Below are 21,624 nucleotides of genomic sequence, written 5' to 3'. Positions count from 1 at the left end.
AAATAGGCGTTTATCCGCCTGCGACAACGTCCAACGTGTTGAGGTGTCTAAACCTTCGACAGAATTTTCAATGATTTGATGGTGTCGCGGAATGCCTCGGCACCCATTTCTTCCGCGAGATCTGCCTGCGCCTTGCGCCAGAACGGCAGGGCCTCCTTGACGAGCGTTTCACCTTTGTCGGTAAGTTCATAGACCTTGCCGTTGCCCCGGTCCGCCTCCAGGACACGGACCAGTCCCTTCTTCTGCAAGAGCGCGATGTTGCGCACCAGCGTGGTCCGGTCCATCGATCCGAGTTCGGCCAATTCCCCGGTCGTCCTGCCTTTGCCTTCCCGGATATGTGTCAGGGCGGAAAACTGAGCCGCCGTCATCCCCAGCTTACGGGCCTCCCTGTCATAACGCCGGCTGACCGCCCGGGCCGCGCGGCGGACATTGGCCAGCATGCACAGAGAAAAATCGTCCTTGATCATGACCCTCTTTATCTGTGCATATACACAGTTCGGTCAAGAGCCTGTCTGCCGGCATTCGAAATCCACCGGTGGAGGAACCTGAACAAACGTGTAATTCCCCCGCCTGTCCGCTATAGTGGCACCTGCATGGCAGTTTTCACAATCTGCCCTTGCCCAACATGACCGCGGAGGCCTCCATGACCGAAATGTCCCAGGACGTTCAGAACCTGAAGCAGAAAATCGAACACAATTGGGGCTGGATCCTCGCCCTCGGGATTCTTCTGGTTCTCGGCGGCGTCATTCTCATCGCCGCACCTCTCGCCTCCTCGATCGCGGTGACCCTGCTGATCGCCGCGGTTCTCGTGGTCGGCGGTGTGTTCCAGATCATTCAAGCCTTCCGGACCCAGAATTGGTCCGGCTTTCTCTGGAGCATGATCGTCGGCGTCATCGCGGTCATCGGCGGCATCGTGATCTATACCAACCCTCTGGCCGGGACATTCGCACTGACCCTCGTGATTGCGGCGGTCTTCATCGCCCAGGGCGTCAGCCAGTTGCTGCTGGCCTTCAAGATCAAACCCCATTCCGGCTGGGGATGGGTCGCCTTCGCCGGCGTGATCGCCATTCTGGCCGGCTTCATGATCTGGTGGGAACTCCCCTCCTCTGCCGCCTGGGCATTGGGACTGATCGCCGGCATTTCGGTCATGCTCAACGGCTGGAGCTACATCGCGATCGCTCTTGCCGCCAAGGCCATGAAATCGTCCTGACGGGAAGGCCGGACAAGCCCGGCAATGGATTGAATCGGAACCGGCAGGTGTGTGGTTTCCACGCACCTGCCCGAACTGCCGATTGCGAACACGACAGGCTTTGTTAGCCTTTGTACAAATCCTCCCCTGCGTGGGGGTGGTATTTGATTGCGTACATCGGTATACAAACGCCGAAGCGTGTCTCCCAAGGCCCGATTTCTCCTATCCCGAAGCACGAGGTCTCAGCAAACCATGGCGAAGATCAAGGTAGACAACCCGGTCGTCGAACTCGACGGCGACGAGATGACCCGGATCATGTGGCAGTTCATCAAGGACAAGCTGATCCATCCCTATCTCGACATCGATCTGAAGTACTACGACCTCTCCATCCAGGAGCGCGACCGCACCGACGACCGGATCACCGTCGAAGCCGCCAATGCCATCAAGGAACACGGCGTCGGCGTGAAATGCGCGACCATCACGCCGGACGAGGCCCGGGTCGAGGAATTCGGCCTGAAGCGCATGTACCGCTCGCCCAATGGGACGATCCGCAACATTCTCGGCGGCGTCATCTTCCGCGAGCCGATCATCATGCGCAACGTGCCGCGCCTCGTGCCCGGCTGGACCCAGCCGATCATCGTCGGCCGCCATGCCTTCGGCGACCAGTACAAGGCCACCGACTTCCATTTCCCGGGCAAGGGCAAGCTGACTATCAAGTTCGTCGGCGACGACGGCACCGAGATCGAGCACGACGTGTTCGACGCCCCGTCTGCCGGTGTTGCCATGGCAATGTACAATCTGGACGAGTCCATCCGCGATTTCGCCCACGCATCGTTCAACTACGCGCTCCAGCGCAAGGTGCCCTGCTACCTCTCGACCAAGAACACCATCCTGAAAACCTATGACGGCCGCTTCAAGGACCTGTTCCAGGAAATCTACGACGCGGAGTTCAAGGCCAAGTTCGCCGAGGCCGGGATCTGGTACGAACATCGCCTGATCGACGATATGGTGGCCTCCTCGCTCAAATGGTCCGGCGGCTATGTGTGGGCCTGCAAGAACTATGACGGCGACGTCCAGTCCGATACCGTGGCTCAGGGCTTTGGCTCCCTCGGCCTGATGACCTCGGTTCTGATGAGCCCGGACGGCAAGACGGTCGAAGCGGAGGCCGCCCACGGCACTGTGACCCGGCACTACCGTATGCACCAGAAGGGCGAGCAGACCTCGACCAACCCGATCGCCTCGATCTTCGCCTGGACCCGCGCCCTGGCGCACCGGGCCAAGCTCGACGGCAACGACAAGCTTGCCCGATTTGCCAAAACCCTGGAAACGGTCTGCATCGATACGGTCGAAAGCGGCTACATGACCAAGGATCTGGCGCTTCTGGTCGGCCCTGACCAGGGCTGGCTGACCACCAACGGCTTCCTCGACAAGATCGACGAGAACCTGCAGAAGGTGATGGCGGCGTCGTAGCTCGCCTTTTTTGGCACCCTTCTGCGGATTGCATCAACGGGCGGAGATCCTGTCTCCGCCCGTCGAACCGGCCGGTTCCTCGCCATTGGAACTCTCGCGATTGCGACATCTTGTCCAATCATCCAGACGCGCCTTGAACGCCTGCGAAAACTTGCCTTTAATCCTCAAGTTAAATTCGACGGCCTTCGGCCCGGAACGTTACCGCTCTGCGCTGAAGCCGTTTTAAACTCGCAAGAGAGGGCTTCCGAAAATGAGCCGGACACGTTCCAGGACAGGCGCGATTGGCGCCGCCGTCGCCGCATTGGCATTTTCCCTTCCGGCATATGCGATCGAATATCCGATCGGGGTTCCCCAGGAAGCCGGCGGACTTGAAGTTGCCGCCGTCTATCTCCAGGCGGTCACGATGGAACCGGAAGGCATGATGCGCCCCGCGGATCAGACCGACATCCATCTGGAGGCGGATATCCACGCCCTGGCGAACAACAAGAACGGTTTCGCCGAAGGCGAATGGGTGCCTTACCTCAACATCAAATACACGCTGACCAAGGAAAACGACGGAGAGACGCAATCCGGAATGCTGATGGCGATGGTTGCCAGCGACGGCCCGCATTACGGCGACAACGTCAAGCTGATGGGCGTCGGCAAGTACAAGCTGACCTTCGACGTTGCCCCTCCGGGCTCCGGGTTCGGCCGCCACGTGGACAAGGAAACCGGCGTCGCTCCATGGTTCGAGCCCTTCACCACGACCTATGAATTCGTCTATTCCGGCGTCGGCAAGAAAGGCGCCTACTAACCTCGACAGGATGATCCGGCCCGGCGCTCCCAAGGCTCCGGGCCTCACTTCGGCAGACACCTCATGTCCACCCAACGCTTTTTCCCGACCGCCTTCCTCCTCGCCGCCGCCCTGACCCTTTCCATGTCCGCTGGCCCTGCTTTCGCGGAGGAGTTGAAAACCTACGACCTGGAACTGAAGGACGGCGTCGTCACGCCGAACCGGCTCGAAGTCGAAGCCGGCACGACCTTCAAGATCGTCATCCGTAACGCCGGCACCAAACCTGCCGAATTCGAAAGCCTGCGCCTGCGCAAGGAAAAGGTGCTCGGACCCGGTGTCACGTCCTTCGTCGTCATTCGCCGGCTCTCTCCGGGAACCTATGAATTCTATGACGAATTCAGCATCGACAAGGACACCGCCCACGGCGTGATCGTCGCCCAATAGGCATCGCGCAAAAGGCCGGGAACGACCCAATGACCACACAAATCATCTTCATCGTCTGGCGGGAAAGCGTCGAAGCGCTTCTTGTGATCGGCATCCTGAACGCATGGATCGGTCACGACGCCGCTTATGCGCGCGGTCGCCGATATCTGTGGGGCGGTGTCCTTGCGGGCCTTGCCGCCGCCGTCGCTCTCGGGTTCGGTCTGCTGGAAGCCTCTGCCGTTCTCTCCGGACCGGGGCTTGAGTATTTTCAGACCGGCCTGGTCTTTCTCGCCGGTCTCCTGATCGTCCAGATGGTTTTCTGGATGCGCCGGCACGGACGCACCTTGAAACGCAACCTGGAACAAGGGCTCGGCGATGCCGCCCGGGACGGGCGCTGGTGGACGATTTCCCTTCTGGCCCTGATCGCCGTTGCGCGTGAGGGCAGCGAAACCGTCGTCTTCCTCTATGGCATGTTCGCGGCCGGTCCTGCCGTGGGCACCTGGTCCGTCCTCGGCGGCCTGGCGGTCGGCATTGCACTGGCGGCCCTGACCTATGGCATCCTGCAACTCGGCGGCCGGGTCTTGTCCTGGCGCCTGTTCTTCAGGGTCACCGAGGTTCTTCTTCTGCTGCTGGCCTGCGGCCTGTTTACCACAGGTGTCGGCACCCTCGTCTCCCTCGGCCTCATCCCCTACATGGATCCGCTGTGGGATACGACCTGGCTGCTCGACGATGCGAGCCGTCTGGGCGGTGTCGTCGCCTCGCTGACCGGTTATCGCGCCTTTCCCGATCCGGCGACCCTGGGCACGTGGATCGTCTACTGGGGTCTGATCGCGATGGTCTTTCGCCGGCAGACGCGCAGGTCCAACGCAATGGCGGCCGTGTCGGCATCATGACCTTCATACCCTCCGCCCGTGCCTATGCCCTGGCAAAGCCGCCGCGACACAGGCGGGTTCTCGCCACCGTCGGCGATTGGATGCGCCGACATCAACGGCTGATCAGGGGAGTGCAATGGGGCGTGGTGGCCGTTTACGCGGTGCTGCTGATCGTCCCGAACCTGTTGCCCCTACCGGATCGGACCGCCCATGTCTGGAACAACATCACCGTCTTCGCCCAGTTCGTCTTCTGGGGCGTCTGGTGGCCGGGCGTGCTTCTGTCGATGCTGATCTTCGGCAGGCTGTGGTGCGGCGTTCTGTGCCCGGAAGGATCGCTGTCGGAATTCGCCAGCCGGCACGGCCGCCAGCGGGCGATCCCCCGCTGGGTCCGATGGCCCGGCTGGCCGTTCGCCGCTTTCCTGCTGACCACGGTTTACGGGCAGCTGGTCAGCGTCTACCAGTATCCCGCACCGGCCCTGCTGATCCTCGGCGGCTCGACCGTTGCGGCGATCGGCGTCGGTTTCCTCTATGGCCGTGAAAAGCGCGTGTGGTGCCGTTACCTGTGCCCGGTCAACGGCGTCTTCGGGCTGCTGTCGAAGCTCGCGCCGATGCACTATGCGGTCGACCGCCAGGCCTGGGAGGACTGCCCGCCGGAAAGTGCCGCGCGTGAAGCCTTCAACTGTGCCCCGCTCGTCCCCGTGCGCACCATGGAAAGCTGCTCTGCCTGCCACATGTGCGGACGCTGCAGCGGCTTCCGCTCCGCCGTTCATCTGGAAGCCCGCGCGCCCAACAGCGAAATCGTCGACGTTTCCGGCAGAACCGCGACCATCTGGGACAGCGCACTCATCATCGTCGGCCTGCTTGGCACGGCGACCGCGGCTTTCCAGTGGTCCTCAAGCCCCTGGTTCGTCACCCTCAAGCAGTTTTTCGCCCGCTGGCTGATCGAGCACGATGTCATCTGGCCGCTGGAAACCTCCGCGCCCTGGTGGCTGCTGACGAATTATGCCGGGCACAATGACGTGATGACCGTCCTCGATGGCGCGGTCTGCCTGTTCTATATCGGCCTGATGACCACCGCGATTACCGTGGCCGTCGCTCTGCCGCTCGCCCTGTCGGTCCGGCTTGCCGGTCCCTGGCGCCCGAAAGATTTCCATCACCTGAGCCACGCGCTGATCCCGCTCGCCGCCTGCGGCATCATCCTCGGACTGTCGGCGACCACCGTCACCCTGCTGAGGGCGGACGGGTTCGATCTGACCTGGCTGCCTCAGGTCCGTTTTGCCGCCATTGCAGGCGCGCTGGCGTGGTCGCTCTGGCTCGCAGGCCACATCGCTTACCGGCAAAGCGCCTCCTGGACGCGCACAGCGTTGGCGACCACGGCCTTCGCCCTTGCCACGCTTGCCCCGGTCACAGCCTGGGTACTGATGTTCTGGATCTGGTGACGGGCGGCACACAACTGGCCCGCCGGCTCAGGGGCTGAATACGGATTTTCCGCCGCACGGCCTAATCAGTCCCGATCCTTTTGATCTTCTCCGGACTTTTTCTCCTCCTGGAACAGTTCCGGCTCGCTGGCGGCTTCCTCCTGGTCGGTCGGATAGACATCCGCCATTTCCAGTTCTTCCTCTGCAAGATCTCCCAGGACACGTCGGCCTTCTTCTACCCGTCGTTCCGCTTCCGCAAGGATCTTGGCGGCGAGCGATGGATGCCGGTCCATCAGTTGCTGCAAGGCAAAGGCTTCGAGAACTAGCAAGTCGCAGTCGTGATAGGCGGTGACCGTCGATTGTCTCTGCCGCTGATGGATCAGGGCGAGTTCACCAAAGAACTCACCTTCCCCGAGATAGACCGTTTTCGTTTCCAGCTGGATTTCCACGTCACCGTCGGAGATGAAGTACATCTTGTCGGCGACATCCCCCCTTTGGGCAATGACCGTGCCGGCACGGACTTTCTGGGCCTTCAGAAGCTTTGCCACCTCCGCGATCTGCGTCGCCTTCAGATCCTCAAACAAAGGAACGCGCGCCACCATCGACCACGTGACGACAAAATCCCGGCTATGGATTTCGCGTGCAAATGCGGAAGCTATGATACCGACCGGCAAGGCGATCAGGCCGTAGCCCATGAGCATGACGACGCCGCCGATAACCTTGCCGAGATCCGTAACCGGTACGACATCGCCGTAGCCGACGGTCGTCACCGTCGCCAATGCCCACCACATTGCCTCGGGGATGCTTGAGAGCTTTTCAGGCTGAACGTTATGTTCGACCAGATAAATCATGGTGGCGGCAAGCAGCACCACACCGAAGATAATCACCGTCGAGCCCATGAGCGCCTGTCGCTCGGACGCCACCGCGGAAAGCAGGGACCGGAGCGCGGGCGAGTAGCGCGCCAGCTTCAGGAACCGGAGAAGACGAAGAACAACCAGGGTGGTGACGGCCGAATTCGATTCAAACACAACCATCAGCAACGGCAGAACCGCAATCAGGTCGATGAGAGCGTCGAGATGGACGGCATAACGAAGCCGGGCGAGGACCGGCCCGTAGCGGCGTAGCGGGGGGTGGAGATCGGCAACATAGAGCCGGAGCACATATTCGATCAGGAATATCACACCCGAGACAAGCTGCAGAGCCCTCAAGGGCCGGCCGAAGGAATCCTGAATGTCGGGAACGGTCTCGATCACCGACAGGGCCACATTCATCACTATGAGAAACACCAGGAATTGGCGAACCGCACGCGCCGCCGCCCGCTCCTTTCCCGTATCCTCAAAGATATTGTAAAGCGTTTGCTTGAATTCTGCTCTTCTCACGCTTTTCGATCTTTCCCGGCCTAATCATTATTGCGGAATTACAAGTCTCTGCCCGCCGCAAAACAAATCTTGGCCCAAGAATACCCTGAGGTTTGCAAAATGACTCTTAATCAAACCGAAAAGGCGGACCGCAAGGCCCGCCTTTTCTGTCATGACTGCCCATTTTCAGGACCCAGGCGTTTCAGAGCCCGGCGAGATAGGCCTCGATCGCGGATACGGCGGCTTCCGCCTTGGCGCCTTCCGGTCCACCGGCCTGGGCCATGTCCGGACGTCCGCCTCCGCCCCGCCCGCCTAGCGCTTCCGAACCCAGCTTCACAAGATCGACTGCGCTGACCTTGTCCGTCAGGTCCTTGGTGACCCCGGTTACAATCGCAGCCTTGCCGTCGTCCGCAACGTTGATCAGAACCACGACACCCGAGCCGAGTTGCGCCTTGGCATCGTCGGCCAGACCCTTCAGGTCCTTCGGGTTGATGCCTTCCACGACCCGCGCCATCAGCTTGAAGGCGCCGGCCTGCTTGACCGCGGCCCCCGCATCGCCCGATCCGCCGCCCCCCATGGCGAGTTTCTTCTTGGCGTCCGCCAGTTCCTTCTCCAGCCGCCGGCGATCTTCCACCAGTTGGGCGACGCGCGCCGTCACATCGCCGGCACCGACCTTCAAGAGGGCAGCCAGTTCGCGGACCCGCTTGTCCTGCTCGTCCAGATAAGCCCGGGCCTCGGCACCGGTCAGTGCCTCGATCCGGCGCACGCCGGCGGCAACCGCGCTTTCCGACACGAGCGTCACCAGGCCGATATCACCGGTGCGGCCGACATGGGTCCCGCCGCAAAGCTCGACCGAATAGGCCTTGCCGGCCTTGTCACCGTGAAGGGCGGTTCCCATGGTGACCACGCGAACCTCTTCGCCGTATTTCTCGCCAAACAGCGCCATGGCGCCGCTTTCGATCGCGTCGTCAACTGCCATCAGGCGGGTTTCAACCGCCGCGTTCTGCAGCACGATCTCGTTGGCATAGCCTTCGACGACCGCCAGTTCCTCATCCGACATGGGCTTGGGATGGGAGAAGTCAAACCGAAGACGCTCCGGAGAAACGAGCGATCCCTTCTGCGCAACGTGGGTGCCGAGCACCTCGCGCAGGGCTTCGTGAACCAGGTGGGTCGCCGAGTGGTTGGACCTGATCGCGCTGCGGCGCGAATGGTCGACGGCAAGTTCAAGGGCAAGACCGATCGTCAGCTTGCCTTCTTCCACCGTCACCGCATGCACGAACAGCCCGTCAGCCTTCTTCTGGACATCGGTTACCCGGACCTTGACCCCGGAGGCCGTCATCAGGCCGGCATCGCCGACCTGACCGCCGGATTCACCGTAGAACGGGGTCTGGTTCAGGATCACGAATCCGGATTGGCCGGCGGCAATCTCCTGCGTCTCGGCACCGTCGGCAACAAGGCCGGTGACGACGCCTTCCGCCTTTTCGGTTTCGTAGCCCAGGAATTCCGTGGCGCCCAGCTTGTCCTTCAGCGCGAACCAGACGGTTTCCTCCGCCGTTCCGCCTGAACCGGACCAGGCCGCACGGGCTTCCGCCTTCTGCCGCTCCATCGCCGCATCGAAGGCTTTTGTGTCGACGGAAATACCGCGGGCGCGCAGGGCATCCTGGGTCAGATCGAGCGGAAAGCCGTAGGTGTCGTAGAGCTTGAACGCCGTCTCGCCGTCCAGCTCGCCGCCCTCGCCGAGATCGGCCGTCGCGCTGTCCAGCAGGCCGAGGCCGCGTTCCAGCGTCTTGCGGAACCGGCTTTCTTCCAGGCGCAGGGTTTCGGTGATCAAAGCTTCGGCGCGCCCCAGTTCGGGATAGGCCCGGCCCATTTCGCGGATCAGCGCCGGCACCAGTTTCCACATCAGCGGCTCGCGCGCGCCGAGCAAATGGGCGTGGCGCATGCCCCGGCGCATGATCCGACGCAGAACGTAGCCGCGGCCTTCGTTCGAAGGCAGCACGCCGTCGGCGATCAGGAAGCTGGTGGAGCGCAGATGATCGGCAATGACCCGGTGGCTGTTCGCCGCCGTTCCTTCCGCGTCGACGCCGGTGGCGTTCACCGACGCGCCGATCAGCGCCCGGAACAGGTCGATATCGTAATTGTCGTGCACACCCTGCAGCACGGCGGCGATGCGCTCGATACCCATGCCGGTATCGATCGACGGCCGCGGCAGGTCATGACGCCCGTCCCCGGTCTGCTCGTACTGCATGAAGACGAGGTTCCATATCTCGATGAACCGGTCGCCGTCTTCTTCCGGCGATCCCGGAGGGCCGCCCCAGATATGCTCGCCGTGATCGTAGAAGATTTCCGAACAGGGACCGCAGGGACCGGTATCCCCCATCGTCCAGAAATTGTCGGAGGTCGGGATCTTGATGATCTTGTCTTCCGAAAGGCCGGCGATCTTCTTCCACAGGTCGAAGGCCTGCTGGTCTTCCGAATAGACGGTGACCAGAAGCTTGTCCTTCGGCAGGCCGAATTCCTTCGTGATCAGGTTCCAGGCGAGTTCGATCGCCCGGTCTTTGAAGTAATCGCCGAAGGAGAAGTTCCCCAGCATTTCGAAGAAGGTGTGGTGGCGCGCGGTGTAGCCGACGTTGTCCAGGTCGTTATGCTTGCCGCCGGCGCGAACCACCTTCTGGGCGGTCGCTGCGCGCTGATAGTCGCGCTTTTCCAGGCCGGTGAAGACGTTCTTGAACTGGTTCATGCCGGCATTGGCGAACATCAGCGTCGGGTCGTTGCGCGGCACCAGCGGACCGGACTCGACAATCGTGTGATCGTTCTTCTCGAAATAGTCCAAAAATGCTGATCTGATTTCGTTTACGCCGGTCATTCGGTGTCTTGCCTCGATCGTAGCTCGGTTCTGGCGGAGCGGTCCCGCAGATATTCTTTTTCCCGGCAGGATCGGAGATCCCCGGGTCGAAGCAGCCTTTTAGCTTTCGGCTCTTCACCTGTCCAGAAAAGCCAGAGGGTGAAAGGCCGATCGGACCGAAATTCTCATGACAAAAAGAAAAACCTCCGGAGTGGGTCTCCGGAGGTTTGCAACTTCGTTGAGCAAAGAGCCGATCAGGGACCGGCGCTTATTCCTGATCCGGAACGACGCCGTCGTCGTCCTCGCCGCCGCTCGGATCGATGATCGCTTCGGCGATCAGTCCCGCGTTCTGACGGATGGCCAGTTCGATTTCCGCTGCCAGTTCCGGGTTTTCACGCAGGAACTGCTTGGAGTTCTCACGGCCCTGCCCGAGACGCTGGCTGTTGTAGGAGAACCAGGCGCCGGATTTCTCGACAATGCCGCCCTTGACGCCGAGGTCGATCAGTTCGCCCATCTTGGACACGCCTTCGCCGTAGATGATGTCGAATTCCACCTGCCGGAACGGCGGCGCCAGCTTGTTCTTGACCACCTTCACGCGGGTTTGGTTGCCGACAACCTCGTCGCGATCCTTGATGGAGCCGATCCGACGAATATCAAGGCGAACCGAAGCATAGAATTTCAGGGCGTTACCGCCCGTGGTGGTTTCAGGAGAGCCGAACATCACCCCGATCTTCATGCGGATCTGGTTGATGAAGATCACCATGCACTTCGACTTGGAAATCGACGCGGTCAGTTTGCGCAGCGCCTGGCTCATCAGCCGGGCCTGCATGCCCGGCAGACTGTCGCCCATCTCGCCCTCAAGTTCCGCCTTCGGCGTCAGGGCGGCAACGGAGTCGACCACAAGGACATCGATGGCACCGGATCGGACCAGCGTATCGGCGATTTCAAGCGCCTGTTCGCCTGCGTCCGGCTGGGAAATCAGGAGGTCGTCGATACTGACGCCGAGCTTGCGGGCATAGATCGGATCGAGTGCGTGTTCCGCATCGATGAAGGCGCAGATGCCGCCTTCTTTCTGCGCTTCGGCCACCGTATGCAGCGCCAGAGTGGTCTTGCCCGACGATTCCGGTCCGTAAATTTCCACGACCCGACCGCGCGGGAGGCCGCCGATGCCAAGGGCGATATCAAGCCCGAGCGATCCGGTTGAAATGGACTGGACCTCCACGACCTGGCCCTGGCCCAACCGCATGATGGACCCCTTGCCGAAGGCCCGTTCGATTTGCGATAGCGCCGCATCGAGCGCTTTGGTCTTATCCATCTGGTTGCTTTCTACGAGACGAAGTGAACTTTGTGACATGGCTCCAGCTCCTTATTCCACGATGGACCCGCCGTTTCAAACTTTGCCTTTGTACCAGTTTTGTTCTTTTTTTGCAAGCCGGCGCAAATATTTGAAAATAATAATGAAAATTCAGTATGTTCGCCAGATGTTCCGCTTTCACACAATAATATATAACGTTACGTCATTTTTGAATCAATTTCCGTTATATAGAGAATCGCTCACATTGCATCCGGCACCCTTCGCAGCCTGGTCAGGCGACGACGGTGTACCCGCTTGCAACCATCCTCACAGACTCCGGAGATGAAATGCCAATTCCCCCTCCCGGTCCCGTCAGCCCGGTCCTGAGTATCGGCGCGGTTCACTGGGACAGTCTGGCCCGGGCCCGACGTCCGATCACGCCGGACACGTCCACCCCCTCCGATATCATACAGGCCCCCGGCGGCGTCGCGACGAATGTTGCTCGGGCCCTCGTCCGCCTCGGCGTCCCGACGACCCTGTGCGGTGTCGTTGGCGACGATATGCCCGGCCGGTCCGTGGGCGAACAATTGGGTCGGGAAGGTCTTTCCCTTCGCCTGTTGGAACGAAAGGGAAAGGTCACGGGCCAGTACCTTGCGCTCCATGACCCGGACGGCGCCCTGGTCGCGGCCTGTGTCGACGATTCCATCCTCGGGGAAGCGTCTCCGGAGATCTTCCGCGCCACACTGGCTTTGCTGGCAACCGAAATGCCGGCTTCTGCCCTCTGGTTCGCCGATGCCAATCTGCCGCCTGACATTTTGAATGCGGTCGCCGACGAGGGGCCGCAAGGCCGCCTCGCCGCCGACGCGGTTTCCGTCGCAAAGGCGGGCCGGCTCGACGGGATTATGAATAGGCTCCGGCTCCTGTTTGCAAACCGGGCGGAGGCCGCAGCCCTGGCAGACCGCACCGTAACTTCTCCTTTGAAGGAGATCGCAGCCCGCCTGCACGACCGGGGCGTGGCTGAGGTCGTCCTCACGGACGGAACCGGTCCGGTTCTGGCTTCCGATCGCGCCGCGGTCAGGGAATATGTCCCGCAACCGGCGGCCGTACGCGACGTCACCGGAGCCGGCGATGCCCTGATTGCCGGAACTCTGGCCGCCCTGGCCCGGGGATACGGCCTATTCGACGCTGTTCCCGTTGGGCTTGCGGCCGCGCGCCTGACCATCCAATCGGCGGGAGCCGTTGCGCCTGATTTGTCTTGGCAGCGCCTTTCACACAAACCTGATCCCGATCGCACTTGATTATGATCGTCCTGATGGACGATACCCCGTCAGCCGCCCATCCGGATAACAAGAGGTCTCCCCGTGAACCGTTTCGAGATGATCACCCTTGCCGAGGAGGTCCAGACGGCCCTTGCCGAGGGCAAGCCCGTCGTGGCCCTGGAATCCACCATCATCACCCATGGCATGCCCTACCCGGCGAATATCGAAACGGCCCGGCAGGTGGAAGACGATGTCCGCGGGGCCGGCGCGACCCCGGCGACAATCGCCGTCTTGGATGGCAGCATCCGGATCGGACTGAGCGATGGAGATCTCGACCGCCTGGCCAATGCCGAAGACGTCATGAAATGCTCGCGCGCGGACCTGGCCATCGCCATGTCGCAGGGCCGGGTGGGTTCCACCACCGTGGCGGCAACCATGATGGCCGCCCATGCGGAAGGAATTCGGGTCTTTGCCACCGGCGGGATCGGCGGCGTTCACAAGGGCGCGGAGGAAAGCTTCGATATTTCGGCCGACCTCGACGAACTGAACCGCACGCCGGTCTGCGTCGTCGCCGCCGGCGCCAAGGCCCTGCTCGACCTGCCCAAGACCCTGGAAGTGCTGGAGACCCGGGGTGTCCCGGTGATCGGCTACCAGACCGACGAATTGCCCGCCTTCTGGTCGCGGGAGAGCGGTCTCGCCGCCCCCTACCGGATGGATACGCCCGAGGAGATCGCCGATCTGTTGAACACACGGCAGATCTTCGGCAACCACGGCGGGGTCCTGATCGCAAATCCGGTGCCTGCCGAGTATGAAATCCCGCGCGCGGAAATGGCAAACTACATAGATGCGGCTATTGCCCGGGCATCCGCGGATAACATCCGAGGCAAGGCGGTGACGCCTTATGTTCTGTCAGCGATCCTGGAACTCACCGGCGGCCGCAGCCTCCAGACCAATATCGGGCTTGTCCGCAATAATGCCCAGCTTGCCGCACAAATTGCCGCCGCGCTGTAGCCGCTATCGCCGTGCGACTGTCGCAAGCGGGTAACAGCCCCGCGCGGAAGGACGCGTTCGGCCGGTTAAGTCGTTGACACTCCCCACCAAGCCTGCCCTATTTGACGCGCTGCGGCATGGTATCGCTTTCATCGATGCGGGTTTATGGACCATGGCCTGCAGCCAGCGAAGGAGGCTTGCAAATGGCTGACACGCCGACGACGGACTCAAGCACCACAATGGAAACGACCTCGGGGGCCATCACCCCGCTCCAGTATCTGGACCGGGCACTGGCATCCCTGCGTGACCTCGGGATCAAGCCGGAAACGGAAACCGACGCGCCGATCAACGCGCTTCTGGAACAGATCTCGGACCTGTCCCCCGACAAGATCCTGATCATCACGCGCACCCTCGGCCAGGCCTCCCACTTCAACGAAGTGGTCCGCACCCAGGTCCAGCAGATGGACATCGGCGAGCGCTACGAGGAAATCACGGAAGCCTTCAATTCCATCCGCGATGACGCCAAGGCCCTGGTCGACCAGCTGGCCGATGGCAGGATTTCCTTTACTGAAAATCTCGCCAACAGATGGCGCGACATGCGCCGCGGCACGATTTCCGACCGCTTCGACGACATCCGCGGCACCTACAAGGAGGTCGCCCGCGCCACCAAGGACCAGATCGAGCGCGAACAGACGATCCTGGATGCCTACCTGGATTTCCGCGGCGCCCTGAAACAGGCCGAGGTCTACGCACTGGAAGTTCTGAAGGTCGCCACGGAAAAGCTGGAGACCGCGAAAGCCACCCTGGAAGCCGCGTCCAACGCGGTCGCCGCCTTCACCGGCGACGATGCCGCGGCCAAGGCGAAGCTGGAACTCGCCCGGGACGAGAAGCTGCGCGAGATGCAGGATGAGGAGAAGCGCTATCAGGTCGCCAAGGATCTTTCCGACAACCTGACCATCGGCTACAACACATCCGAAATCATCATGGCGCGTTTGATGCAGACGACCAACGCCAAGGAACGGGTCTATGCCCAGTCGGTCAGCTTCTTCTCCACCAATGAATCGGTTCTGACCGCGCTGAACGCCTCCTTCACCGGCCTCAAGGGCCTGCATGAATCCACCGAAACCCTGAACGCCATGAAGGAAGGGGTCAACAAGAGCCTGGAAACACTTGCCGAGATCGGCGATACGGTTCAAAAGGAAGCCCTGAAAGCGGGTTACGGCCCGACGGTACAGGCGGCATCGGTGAAGAAACTCGTTGATTCCGTTGTCAATTTCCAGGTTCAGTCACGCGAGATCATCAACGAAATGCGGGACATGTCGACGAAGAATTCGGAAGAGATCCGGACCGCCGTCGAGGATGGAAAGCGCCGGCTTGCGAAGCTTGCGGCTGAAGGAAACGCCCTGAAGCACTGATTGAACGGCTCGCCGGAGCGATTGTGTTCCGGCAACCGCCCAACGGAGAAAATGGCTGAATGGCGGATAAGCCCGACGCACCGCTTGACGATCTGATGATGGCGATGGATGTCGTGGATACCCTGCGCCACGATGAGCAGCTCGTTGCCAAGGAGCTGGGTGCGGACAACCGGGATGAGCGGATGATTGCGCGCCTGCGCGAGATCTATGTGTCCCAGGGTATAGAGGTTCCCGACCATATCCTGCAGGCCGGCGTGGAAGGGCTGAAGGAAGACCGCTTCGTCTATGCGCCGCCATCCGCCGGCGCCATGCGCCTGCTCGCCCATATCTATGTCGCCCGCATGACCTGGTCCAAATGGTTGGGCGGCCTGGTTCTGGCCTGCGTCATTCTGGTGGCGGGATGGCAACTCCTCGTCGTCGCCCCCCGGGAGCGAGCGGCCGCGGCCCTCCAGGTTGAACTGACCCGGGAAATTCCCGAAACCCTGACTACGCTTTCTCAGCGGATTGCCGGCCTGAACCCGGAAAAATCCGCTCTGGACGAAGCCCAAAGGTTGATCGACATCGGACAGACGGCGGCGAAAGACCGGAAGATCGAGGCCGCGCGCAAGGCAGTTGCCGATCTGCGCACCCTCGCAAGCGAACTTGCCGCCGTCTATGACGTGCGCATTGTCTCCCGCCCGGGAACGCCCACCGGCGTGACCCGGATACCGGACGCCAATCCCAACGCGAATAACTATTATCTCGTCGTGGAGGCTATCGGACCGGACGGAAAGGTCGTGGAACGCACCGTCAAGTCGGAAGAAGACGGCGAAGAAAAGAAGGTCACCATCTGGGCCCAGCGTGTTCCTGAATCGACCTTCGAAAGAGTGCGCAAGGACAAGGAAAAGGACGGCATCGTCCAGGACAATCTGCTTGGCACGAAGGTCCGCGGCAAGCTCGGGATCGATTGGAAGGACGCGGTTGAAACGGGAGCTATCACGACATGGTAGGGTCTTTCCGCGCTGATATCACGAGGAGCTTCGCGACATGCCGTTGACCGGACGCCAGGCTCTCGGGTCGATCGAGCAGGCCCTCGCCGATCTGAGGCGCGAGGAGGCCGAACTGGTCAGCCGCATCGACCGGGCGACCCGTTCCCTGACCGACCTGCAGACCCGGCAGGGAGACGCCTACCGGGAACTCGCACGCTTTCGCCTGGACAATCAGGCGGCTGACACGCTTGACAGCCGGCTGGACAAGGCCGCCCGCGAGGCGAAACGCCTCCTGGAAAAACGGGCTGCGGACCACAAGGCCCTGTCCGATCAGTTGCGCGAAAAGGAGACAGCGCGCTCCGAAAAGCAGAAAGCCCGTGAAGCTCTGGCACAGGAACGCGAAGAAGCGGCCTCGCGCATGGACGAGCTGATGGAAACCGTCGACACCCGGCTGGAGACCGACGCACAGTTCCTGAAACAGAAACAGATTGCCGAACAGGCCGCGCGCACGGCGGAGGCCGCCGCTTCCAAGGCGAAAACCTCCGAGCAGGACCGTCTGGAAAAGAGCAAGGCCTACGAGGACGATACCCTGTTCATGTATCTGTGGAACCGCGGATACGGCACCCCGGACTATGACCGGCGCGGGATCATCCGATCGCTTGACCGTTGGGTCGCCGGCCTGATCCGCTTCCATGACGCCAGGGCCAATTACGCCATGCTGACCGGCATACCGGAGCGGATGGCAAAACATGCAGAGCGTTGCGCCGAGGCGGCCAGGCTGGAAGAGGACAAGCTCGCCTTGCTCAGCCGGAAAGCCATGTCGGACGAAGCCGGCGAGGATCTGGCCGGCAGGATCGATCAACTGTCCGACAGGATCGCCGTCCTCGACAAGGACCTGCAGGCGGCGGACCTGTCCATCGATACCCTGTCCAGGGCCCTTCAGGAATATGCCGAAGGTGAGGACGACAATTACAGGAAGGCTGCGGACGAGCTTTCGACATCCCTGAAGACGGATGAACTGGAGGACCTGTGGCGACACGCGCTCGACACCCCCTCCCCGGAAGACGAAAAAATCGTGCGCCGGATCCAAGACCTGCTAGAACGAATGGAACAGGTCTCCCGTGAGATGCGCCAGGACCGTGAGTTGCAGCGCGACATTTCCCGGCGGCGGGCACAGATGATAGAGGTCACCCAGAAATTTCGTCGCAGCGGCTATGACGACTGGGATTCGACCTTCTCCGACAATTCCCTGACCACGGTACTGTTGGGCGAACTCGTCAAGGGAGCGATCAGTGGCGCCGATTACTGGGCCAGGGCGAAGAAAAGCCACAAGCGCCGCAAACCGCGCGGCGGCCGGATCGGTTTCCGCCACGGTACGGGCCTGCCACGGTCCATGGGAGGCGGCTTTTCCGGACGGGGCCTGGACGGTTCGGACACGGGCTCCGGCAGCGGTCCGGGTGACTTCGGCGGTGGCGGCTTCAGTTCAGGCGGCCGCTTTGGCGGCGGCGGCTTCAAAACGGGTGATACGTTTTAAAACCAATGATAGATCCAGCGCTCTACCGGGCCTTCGCGGCCTATAACTCCGCAATGACGGCACGGCTTTACGACACCTGCGCGCAGATGTCCGATGATGAGCGAAAAGCCGATCGGGGAGCCTTCTTCAAGTCGGTCCACTCGACCTTGAACCACCTGCTGTTCGCCGACCGCGTATGGATGAGCCGCTTTACCGGCAAGGCCTACGAATTCGGTGGCATGGGCGTCGATATCTACGACGGGTTTTCCGATTTGAGACATGCGCATCGGGATATGGCCGCTGACATCGAAGCCTGGACGCAGACCCTGACGCCGGAGTGGCTGTCCGGCACCCTGCGCTGGACCAACATCGCCGGAACTGTGACGAATGAGCAACCGAAATGGCTGCTGGTTTCCCATCTCTTCAATCACCAGACCCATCATCGCGGTCAGATCACGACACTGCTCGCCCAGACCGGGCTGGATATCGGCGTGACCGACCTGCCCTTCTTGCCCGAGTACCAGTCCTGAACGGCAGCCAACACAACTACTGGTGTAACAAAATTTCAACCATGTTTGTGGCTAAGCTAGGCTCCGCCGCTTCATAGGGAAACGAAGGACCGCGTCATGCGTAAGCTGCTCATCCCCGCCATTCTGATGGCTCTTTCGGCCTGTCAGTCGTCGACACAGGGCCCGTCTCAGCCCCAGCCGACGCTCGACGTTCCGGACGGCGCACAGAGTGTGACGATCGCCGCCGATCCGACTGCCGTCCATGCCGCCCTGGTGTCGAGTGCTGCGGAAAAGGGAACGCCCGTCGTCCAGGACCAGCCGAACATGGTGGTCATGGAACGTCAGATGACCGGCGAGAACCCGGCCCTTGACGCCGAATTCGGTCCCTCCGATAACGGACAGCGCGTCGTACGGATCCGGGTGCGCTTCACCGGTGGCGCCTGCAAGACGATCGCGGTCCAGGACCTGGCGGTGATCAACAACACGCACACGGCCCTGGAGCAGAGTTTCGTGCTGCCCGGCAATCCGAATACGATGGAAAGCCTGCAGGGCCTGAAGACCCGCGCCGAACAGAACAGCCCCTGTCCGCCCATCAATTAACCCGCTGGGCCGGGATCCCCGGCCCGCAGCCGACCGTTTTCTCGAATCGTCCCGCTTCTTTTCGGGGCGGAATATCCGGTCCGCCGGCAGCGACACGCCTTGCCGGGTGAACCGGATATCACATCATCAAGTGACCCAAATCGGTCGCCACGGCCTAGCTCGACAGAACTTCCTTCACCGTGGTCGCAAGCTGTTTCAGCGTGAACGGTTTCGGCAGGAAGAAGAATTTCTCGTTCTCCGGCAGGTTCTCCTCAAAGGCGTCTTCCGCATAGCCGGAAACGAAGATGATCTTCAGGTCGGGCCGGGTCTTGCGCAATTCCACCAGCAGCGTCGGCCCGTCCATTTCCGGCATGACCACGTCAGAGACCACCAGGTCGATCTCGCCGTCCGTCTCTTCCATCACTTCAAGCGCTTCCGTGCCTGAACTGGCTTCGTGGACGGTATAACCGCGCGAGGCCAGCGCCCGGGCGGCAAAGGCGCGAACCGCCTCCTCGTCCTCCACCAGCAGGATCGAAGCCGAGCCGGTGAGATCGGCCACCTTTTCCGGCTCCATTTGCGGTTCCGGCTTGGTTTCTTCCTCGATCGAGGGAATGTACCGCGGGAGAAACAGGCGGAAGGTCGTGCCCGAACCGACTTCACTGGTGCAGAAGATGAAGCCGCCGGTCTGTTTGACGATGCCGTAGACCGTGGAAAGACCGAGCCCGGTGCCCTTGCCCACCTCCTTGGTGGAGAAGAACGGATCGAAAATCTTCTCCATGACTTCCGGCGGCATCCCGGTGCCGGTGTCCTCCACCTCGACCAGCGTATATTCGCCCGGCGGCATGCCGCGCGTGTTGTCGAACTGGGTGGATTCGGCTTCCGAGACGTTCTTGGTGCTGATGGTCAGGCGCCCGCCGTCCGGCATGGCGTCGCCCGCATTGACCGCCAGGTTGACGATCACCTGTTCCAGCTGGTTGAGATCGGCCATGACCGGCCACAGGTCCCGCCCGTGAATGACCTTCAGTTCCACCTTCTCGCCCAGAAGCCGGTCGAGCAGGATCGAAAGGTCGGCCAGTACATCGTTGAGCTCCAGCCTTTGCGGCCGCAGCGTCTGGCGCCGCGAGAACGCCAGCAACTGGCGCACCAGGCCTGCAGCCCGGTTCGCATTCTGCTTGATGTTCATGATGTCCTGGAAAGACGGATCCGTCGGCCGGTGACTTGCCAGCAGCAGGTCGGAGAAGCCGATGATGGCGGTCAGGACGTTGTTGAAGTCATGGGCCACACCGCCTGCAAGTTGCCCGATCGCCTGCATTTTCTGGCTCTGGGCGAACTGCGCTTCCAGCGCGCGTTGCTGCGTGGTTTCCAGTGCATAGACGATGGCCGCCTCGCCGTCGCCTTCGCCTTCCTGAACCGCCGAGACGTAAAAGGTCGCCGACCTGGGATCGTTTCCGGCCGACAACGGAATGTCGATCGGCGAGATCTCGCCAATGCCGTTCGCCGCCGCCTTGAGCGCCTTGGACAGCTCCTCCCGGCCGCTTTCAGCCACATAGGCTTCGAGCTTCGGCGATTCCTCGTTGAGATCGATGGCGCCGAACAGGCGCAGGAACGGCGCGTTGGTGCGCAACACCCGGCCTTCCTTGTCGAGTGAGGCAATGGCGATCGGCGTGTTGTTGAAGAAACGCGCGAAACGGACCTCCGCCGCCCGGAGCGCCTCCGAGGCTTCCTCGCCGCGCGATCGGTTGAGGACCAGCGTCCGGCTGTCGCCCGGCTGGCCGTTCTCCCCGAAAGGCATGCGGTGCAGTAGGCGAACCGGCAACCCTCGCCCCTGCCGGGTCATGAAATCGAGATCGAAGGTCTCGCTCTTGACCTCGCCGGCCTGCCCCTTGATGGACCGGATCAACTCCGCCCCGTCGCCGCTGACGATGGCATCGAGATCCAGTTCGCCGACTTCGAACTGCGCCAGGTCGTAGCCGAGCCAGTCGGCCAGCGTCGCATTGAGATACACGATCCGGCCCCGGCCGTCGCAGGAAAAGAAACCCGCCGGCGCATGGTCCAGAAAATTGATGACCCGCTGAAGTTCCTGGAAGGAATTTTCCTGTTCGGCGCGATCCCGGGTAATGTCCGCCAGTTGCCAGACGGTCAGCCGCCGGCCGCTTCCGCCCTCTTTCGGGCTGACGGACAGGGGCCGGATGGTCACCCGATACCAGCGCGCGCCGCCTTCGCCCCGACCGAGCGGAAACGGCATGCGGATTTCTTCCTGTGCCCGCCGTCCGTCGCGCATGGCCTGGGACAGCCGGAATATCGCGTCGGCCGCATCGGGATCACTGGAAAAGACCCTCTCCATCGCCCGTACGTCCGCAGCGGCTTCGGCGCCGGTCAAATCGGCATAGGCCTGATTGGCATAAATCAGACGGCCTTCGGTGTCGGTAATCAGCGCACCGTCACCGAGCGTGTTGAGAAAGGCAGACGCGATCGGACTGCCGCTCTGCCGGGAAGACAGTTTCAGAAAGCCGATCGCGCCGGCAAACAGGCAGAAGACGCCGACCACGGCCAGAATGCCGAGCAGACCGAGGACAAACGGCTGTGCCTGCGCCTTGTCCATGACGGCAAAGCCAGCCGCGGCACCGACCAGCACAAGCGCCAGCACGATCAGCAGCCAAATGTTGCCGGAACGTTCCGGCCTGTCGATCATCGGCTCGCGCGGCGTGCCGTCCACGTCATTCATTCTGTTACTCCCCGGCCCGAATCGT

General features: G+C 61.8%; 18 protein-coding genes. 13 read left to right on the top strand and 5 right to left on the bottom strand.

From position 1 onward, the window contains the following. Positions 1-47: 47 nt before the first annotated feature. Complete coding sequence (locus ACN0SO_RS19845) at positions 48-467, bottom strand: MarR family winged helix-turn-helix transcriptional regulator (protein ID WP_417680464.1); 420 nt, start codon at positions 465-467, stop codon at positions 48-50. Positions 468-643: 176 nt separating this feature from the next. Here ACN0SO_RS19845 and ACN0SO_RS19840 point away from each other — a divergent pair, with 176 nt between their 5' ends. From ACN0SO_RS19840 to ACN0SO_RS19815, 6 genes are all read left to right on the top strand, one after another. Then, positions 644-1,210: an HdeD family acid-resistance protein gene (locus ACN0SO_RS19840; protein WP_417680463.1), complete on the top strand. Its 567-nt coding sequence runs from the start codon at positions 644-646 to the stop codon at positions 1,208-1,210. 231 nt (positions 1,211-1,441) lie between these two features. Beyond that, positions 1,442-2,659, top strand: a complete 1,218-nt coding sequence (locus tag ACN0SO_RS19835) for an NADP-dependent isocitrate dehydrogenase (protein WP_417680462.1) — start codon at positions 1,442-1,444, stop codon at positions 2,657-2,659. Positions 2,660-2,909: 250 nt separating this feature from the next. Then, entirely contained in the window at positions 2,910-3,452 is a 543-nt protein-coding gene (locus tag ACN0SO_RS19830; RefSeq protein ID WP_417680461.1) for an iron transporter, read from the top strand. Positions 3,453-3,515: 63 nt separating this feature from the next. Next, entirely contained in the window at positions 3,516-3,875 is a 360-nt protein-coding gene (locus ACN0SO_RS19825) for a cupredoxin domain-containing protein (RefSeq protein ID WP_417680460.1), read from the top strand. A gap of 29 nt (positions 3,876-3,904) precedes the next feature. Beyond that, on the top strand, positions 3,905-4,747 hold the full coding sequence (locus ACN0SO_RS19820; protein ID WP_417680459.1) for an FTR1 family iron permease: 843 nt from the start codon (positions 3,905-3,907) through the stop codon (positions 4,745-4,747). Continuing rightward, positions 4,744-6,165 (top strand): 4Fe-4S binding protein, encoded by a 1,422-nt coding sequence (locus tag ACN0SO_RS19815; RefSeq protein WP_417680608.1) that lies wholly within the window; start codon positions 4,744-4,746, stop codon positions 6,163-6,165. Before ACN0SO_RS19820 ends, ACN0SO_RS19815 begins: the two co-directional genes overlap by 4 nt. Before the next feature lie 65 nt (positions 6,166-6,230). Here the strand turns inward: ACN0SO_RS19815 and ACN0SO_RS19810 are convergent, their stop codons facing one another. From ACN0SO_RS19810 to recA, 3 genes are all read right to left on the bottom strand, one after another. Continuing rightward, on the bottom strand, positions 6,231-7,523 hold the full coding sequence (locus ACN0SO_RS19810) for a cyclic nucleotide-gated ion channel (protein ID WP_417680458.1): 1,293 nt from the start codon (positions 7,521-7,523) through the stop codon (positions 6,231-6,233). 181 nt (positions 7,524-7,704) lie between these two features. Further along, the gene (alaS, locus tag ACN0SO_RS19805) at positions 7,705-10,368 is read right to left on the bottom strand and encodes an alanine--tRNA ligase (RefSeq protein WP_417680457.1); all 2,664 of its coding nucleotides are present in this window, start codon (positions 10,366-10,368) and stop codon (positions 7,705-7,707) included. A gap of 247 nt (positions 10,369-10,615) precedes the next feature. Beyond that, positions 10,616-11,701 (bottom strand): recombinase RecA, encoded by a 1,086-nt coding sequence (recA, locus tag ACN0SO_RS19800; RefSeq protein ID WP_417680456.1) that lies wholly within the window; start codon positions 11,699-11,701, stop codon positions 10,616-10,618. A gap of 287 nt (positions 11,702-11,988) precedes the next feature. Between recA and ACN0SO_RS19795 the strand changes: the two genes are divergently transcribed. The 7 genes from ACN0SO_RS19795 (at position 11,989) to ACN0SO_RS19765 (ending at position 18,895) form a co-directional block, all read left to right on the top strand. Further along, on the top strand, positions 11,989-12,939 hold the full coding sequence (locus tag ACN0SO_RS19795; RefSeq protein ID WP_417680455.1) for a PfkB family carbohydrate kinase: 951 nt from the start codon (positions 11,989-11,991) through the stop codon (positions 12,937-12,939). 78 nt (positions 12,940-13,017) lie between these two features. Further along, positions 13,018-13,911, top strand: coding sequence for a pseudouridine-5'-phosphate glycosidase (locus ACN0SO_RS19790; protein WP_417680607.1), 894 nt, complete (start codon positions 13,018-13,020; stop codon positions 13,909-13,911). Positions 13,912-14,093: 182 nt separating this feature from the next. Further along, the gene (locus ACN0SO_RS19785) at positions 14,094-15,305 is read left to right on the top strand and encodes a cell surface protein (protein ID WP_417680454.1); all 1,212 of its coding nucleotides are present in this window, start codon (positions 14,094-14,096) and stop codon (positions 15,303-15,305) included. A gap of 59 nt (positions 15,306-15,364) precedes the next feature. After that, entirely contained in the window at positions 15,365-16,294 is a 930-nt protein-coding gene (locus ACN0SO_RS19780) for a DUF6384 family protein (RefSeq protein ID WP_417680453.1), read from the top strand. 37 nt (positions 16,295-16,331) lie between these two features. Continuing rightward, entirely contained in the window at positions 16,332-17,807 is a 1,476-nt protein-coding gene (locus tag ACN0SO_RS19775; protein ID WP_417680452.1) for a hypothetical protein, read from the top strand. Positions 17,808-17,812: 5 nt separating this feature from the next. After that, positions 17,813-18,316 (top strand): DinB family protein, encoded by a 504-nt coding sequence (locus tag ACN0SO_RS19770; RefSeq protein ID WP_417680451.1) that lies wholly within the window; start codon positions 17,813-17,815, stop codon positions 18,314-18,316. Between the two features lie 96 nt (positions 18,317-18,412). After that, positions 18,413-18,895: a hypothetical protein gene (locus ACN0SO_RS19765; protein ID WP_417680450.1), complete on the top strand. Its 483-nt coding sequence runs from the start codon at positions 18,413-18,415 to the stop codon at positions 18,893-18,895. A 154-nt stretch (positions 18,896-19,049) separates the two neighbouring features. On the opposite strand, the gene cckA is transcribed toward ACN0SO_RS19765, so the two are convergent. After that, a complete protein-coding gene (gene cckA / locus ACN0SO_RS19760; RefSeq protein WP_417680449.1) occupies positions 19,050-21,599 on the bottom strand; it encodes a cell cycle histidine kinase CckA in 2,550 nt (849 codons plus the stop codon). Positions 21,600-21,624 lie beyond the last annotated feature (25 nt).

The organism is Roseibium sp. (genome assembly GCF_048260565.1).
In the GTDB taxonomy this organism is placed as follows: Bacteria; Pseudomonadota; Alphaproteobacteria; order Rhizobiales; family Stappiaceae; genus Roseibium.
Note: the sequence above shows the minus strand (reverse complement) of the source record. Positions and strands in the feature narration are given on the sequence as shown.

Bases quoted from the DNA above. Each gene is read 5' to 3' on its own strand.
- ACN0SO_RS19845 (WP_417680464.1), bottom strand. From the start codon at position 467: ATGATCAAGGACGATTTTTCTCTGTGCATGCTGGCCAATGTCCGCCGC.
- ACN0SO_RS19840 (WP_417680463.1), top strand. From the start codon at position 644: ATGACCGAAATGTCCCAGGACGTTCAGAACCTGAAGCAGAAAATCGAA.
- ACN0SO_RS19835 (WP_417680462.1), top strand. From the start codon at position 1,442: ATGGCGAAGATCAAGGTAGACAACCCGGTCGTCGAACTCGACGGCGAC.
- ACN0SO_RS19830 (WP_417680461.1), top strand. From the start codon at position 2,910: ATGAGCCGGACACGTTCCAGGACAGGCGCGATTGGCGCCGCCGTCGCC.
- ACN0SO_RS19825 (WP_417680460.1), top strand. From the start codon at position 3,516: ATGTCCACCCAACGCTTTTTCCCGACCGCCTTCCTCCTCGCCGCCGCC.
- ACN0SO_RS19820 (WP_417680459.1), top strand. From the start codon at position 3,905: ATGACCACACAAATCATCTTCATCGTCTGGCGGGAAAGCGTCGAAGCG.
- ACN0SO_RS19815 (WP_417680608.1), top strand. From the start codon at position 4,744: ATGACCTTCATACCCTCCGCCCGTGCCTATGCCCTGGCAAAGCCGCCG.
- alaS (WP_417680457.1), bottom strand. From the start codon at position 10,368: ATGACCGGCGTAAACGAAATCAGATCAGCATTTTTGGACTATTTCGAG.
- recA (WP_417680456.1), bottom strand. From the start codon at position 11,701: ATGTCACAAAGTTCACTTCGTCTCGTAGAAAGCAACCAGATGGATAAG.
- ACN0SO_RS19795 (WP_417680455.1), top strand. From the start codon at position 11,989: ATGCCAATTCCCCCTCCCGGTCCCGTCAGCCCGGTCCTGAGTATCGGC.
- ACN0SO_RS19790 (WP_417680607.1), top strand. From the start codon at position 13,018: ATGATCACCCTTGCCGAGGAGGTCCAGACGGCCCTTGCCGAGGGCAAG.
- ACN0SO_RS19785 (WP_417680454.1), top strand. From the start codon at position 14,094: ATGGCTGACACGCCGACGACGGACTCAAGCACCACAATGGAAACGACC.
- ACN0SO_RS19780 (WP_417680453.1), top strand. From the start codon at position 15,365: ATGGCGGATAAGCCCGACGCACCGCTTGACGATCTGATGATGGCGATG.
- ACN0SO_RS19775 (WP_417680452.1), top strand. From the start codon at position 16,332: ATGCCGTTGACCGGACGCCAGGCTCTCGGGTCGATCGAGCAGGCCCTC.
- ACN0SO_RS19770 (WP_417680451.1), top strand. From the start codon at position 17,813: ATGATAGATCCAGCGCTCTACCGGGCCTTCGCGGCCTATAACTCCGCA.
- ACN0SO_RS19765 (WP_417680450.1), top strand. From the start codon at position 18,413: ATGCGTAAGCTGCTCATCCCCGCCATTCTGATGGCTCTTTCGGCCTGT.
- cckA (WP_417680449.1), bottom strand. From the start codon at position 21,599: ATGAATGACGTGGACGGCACGCCGCGCGAGCCGATGATCGACAGGCCG.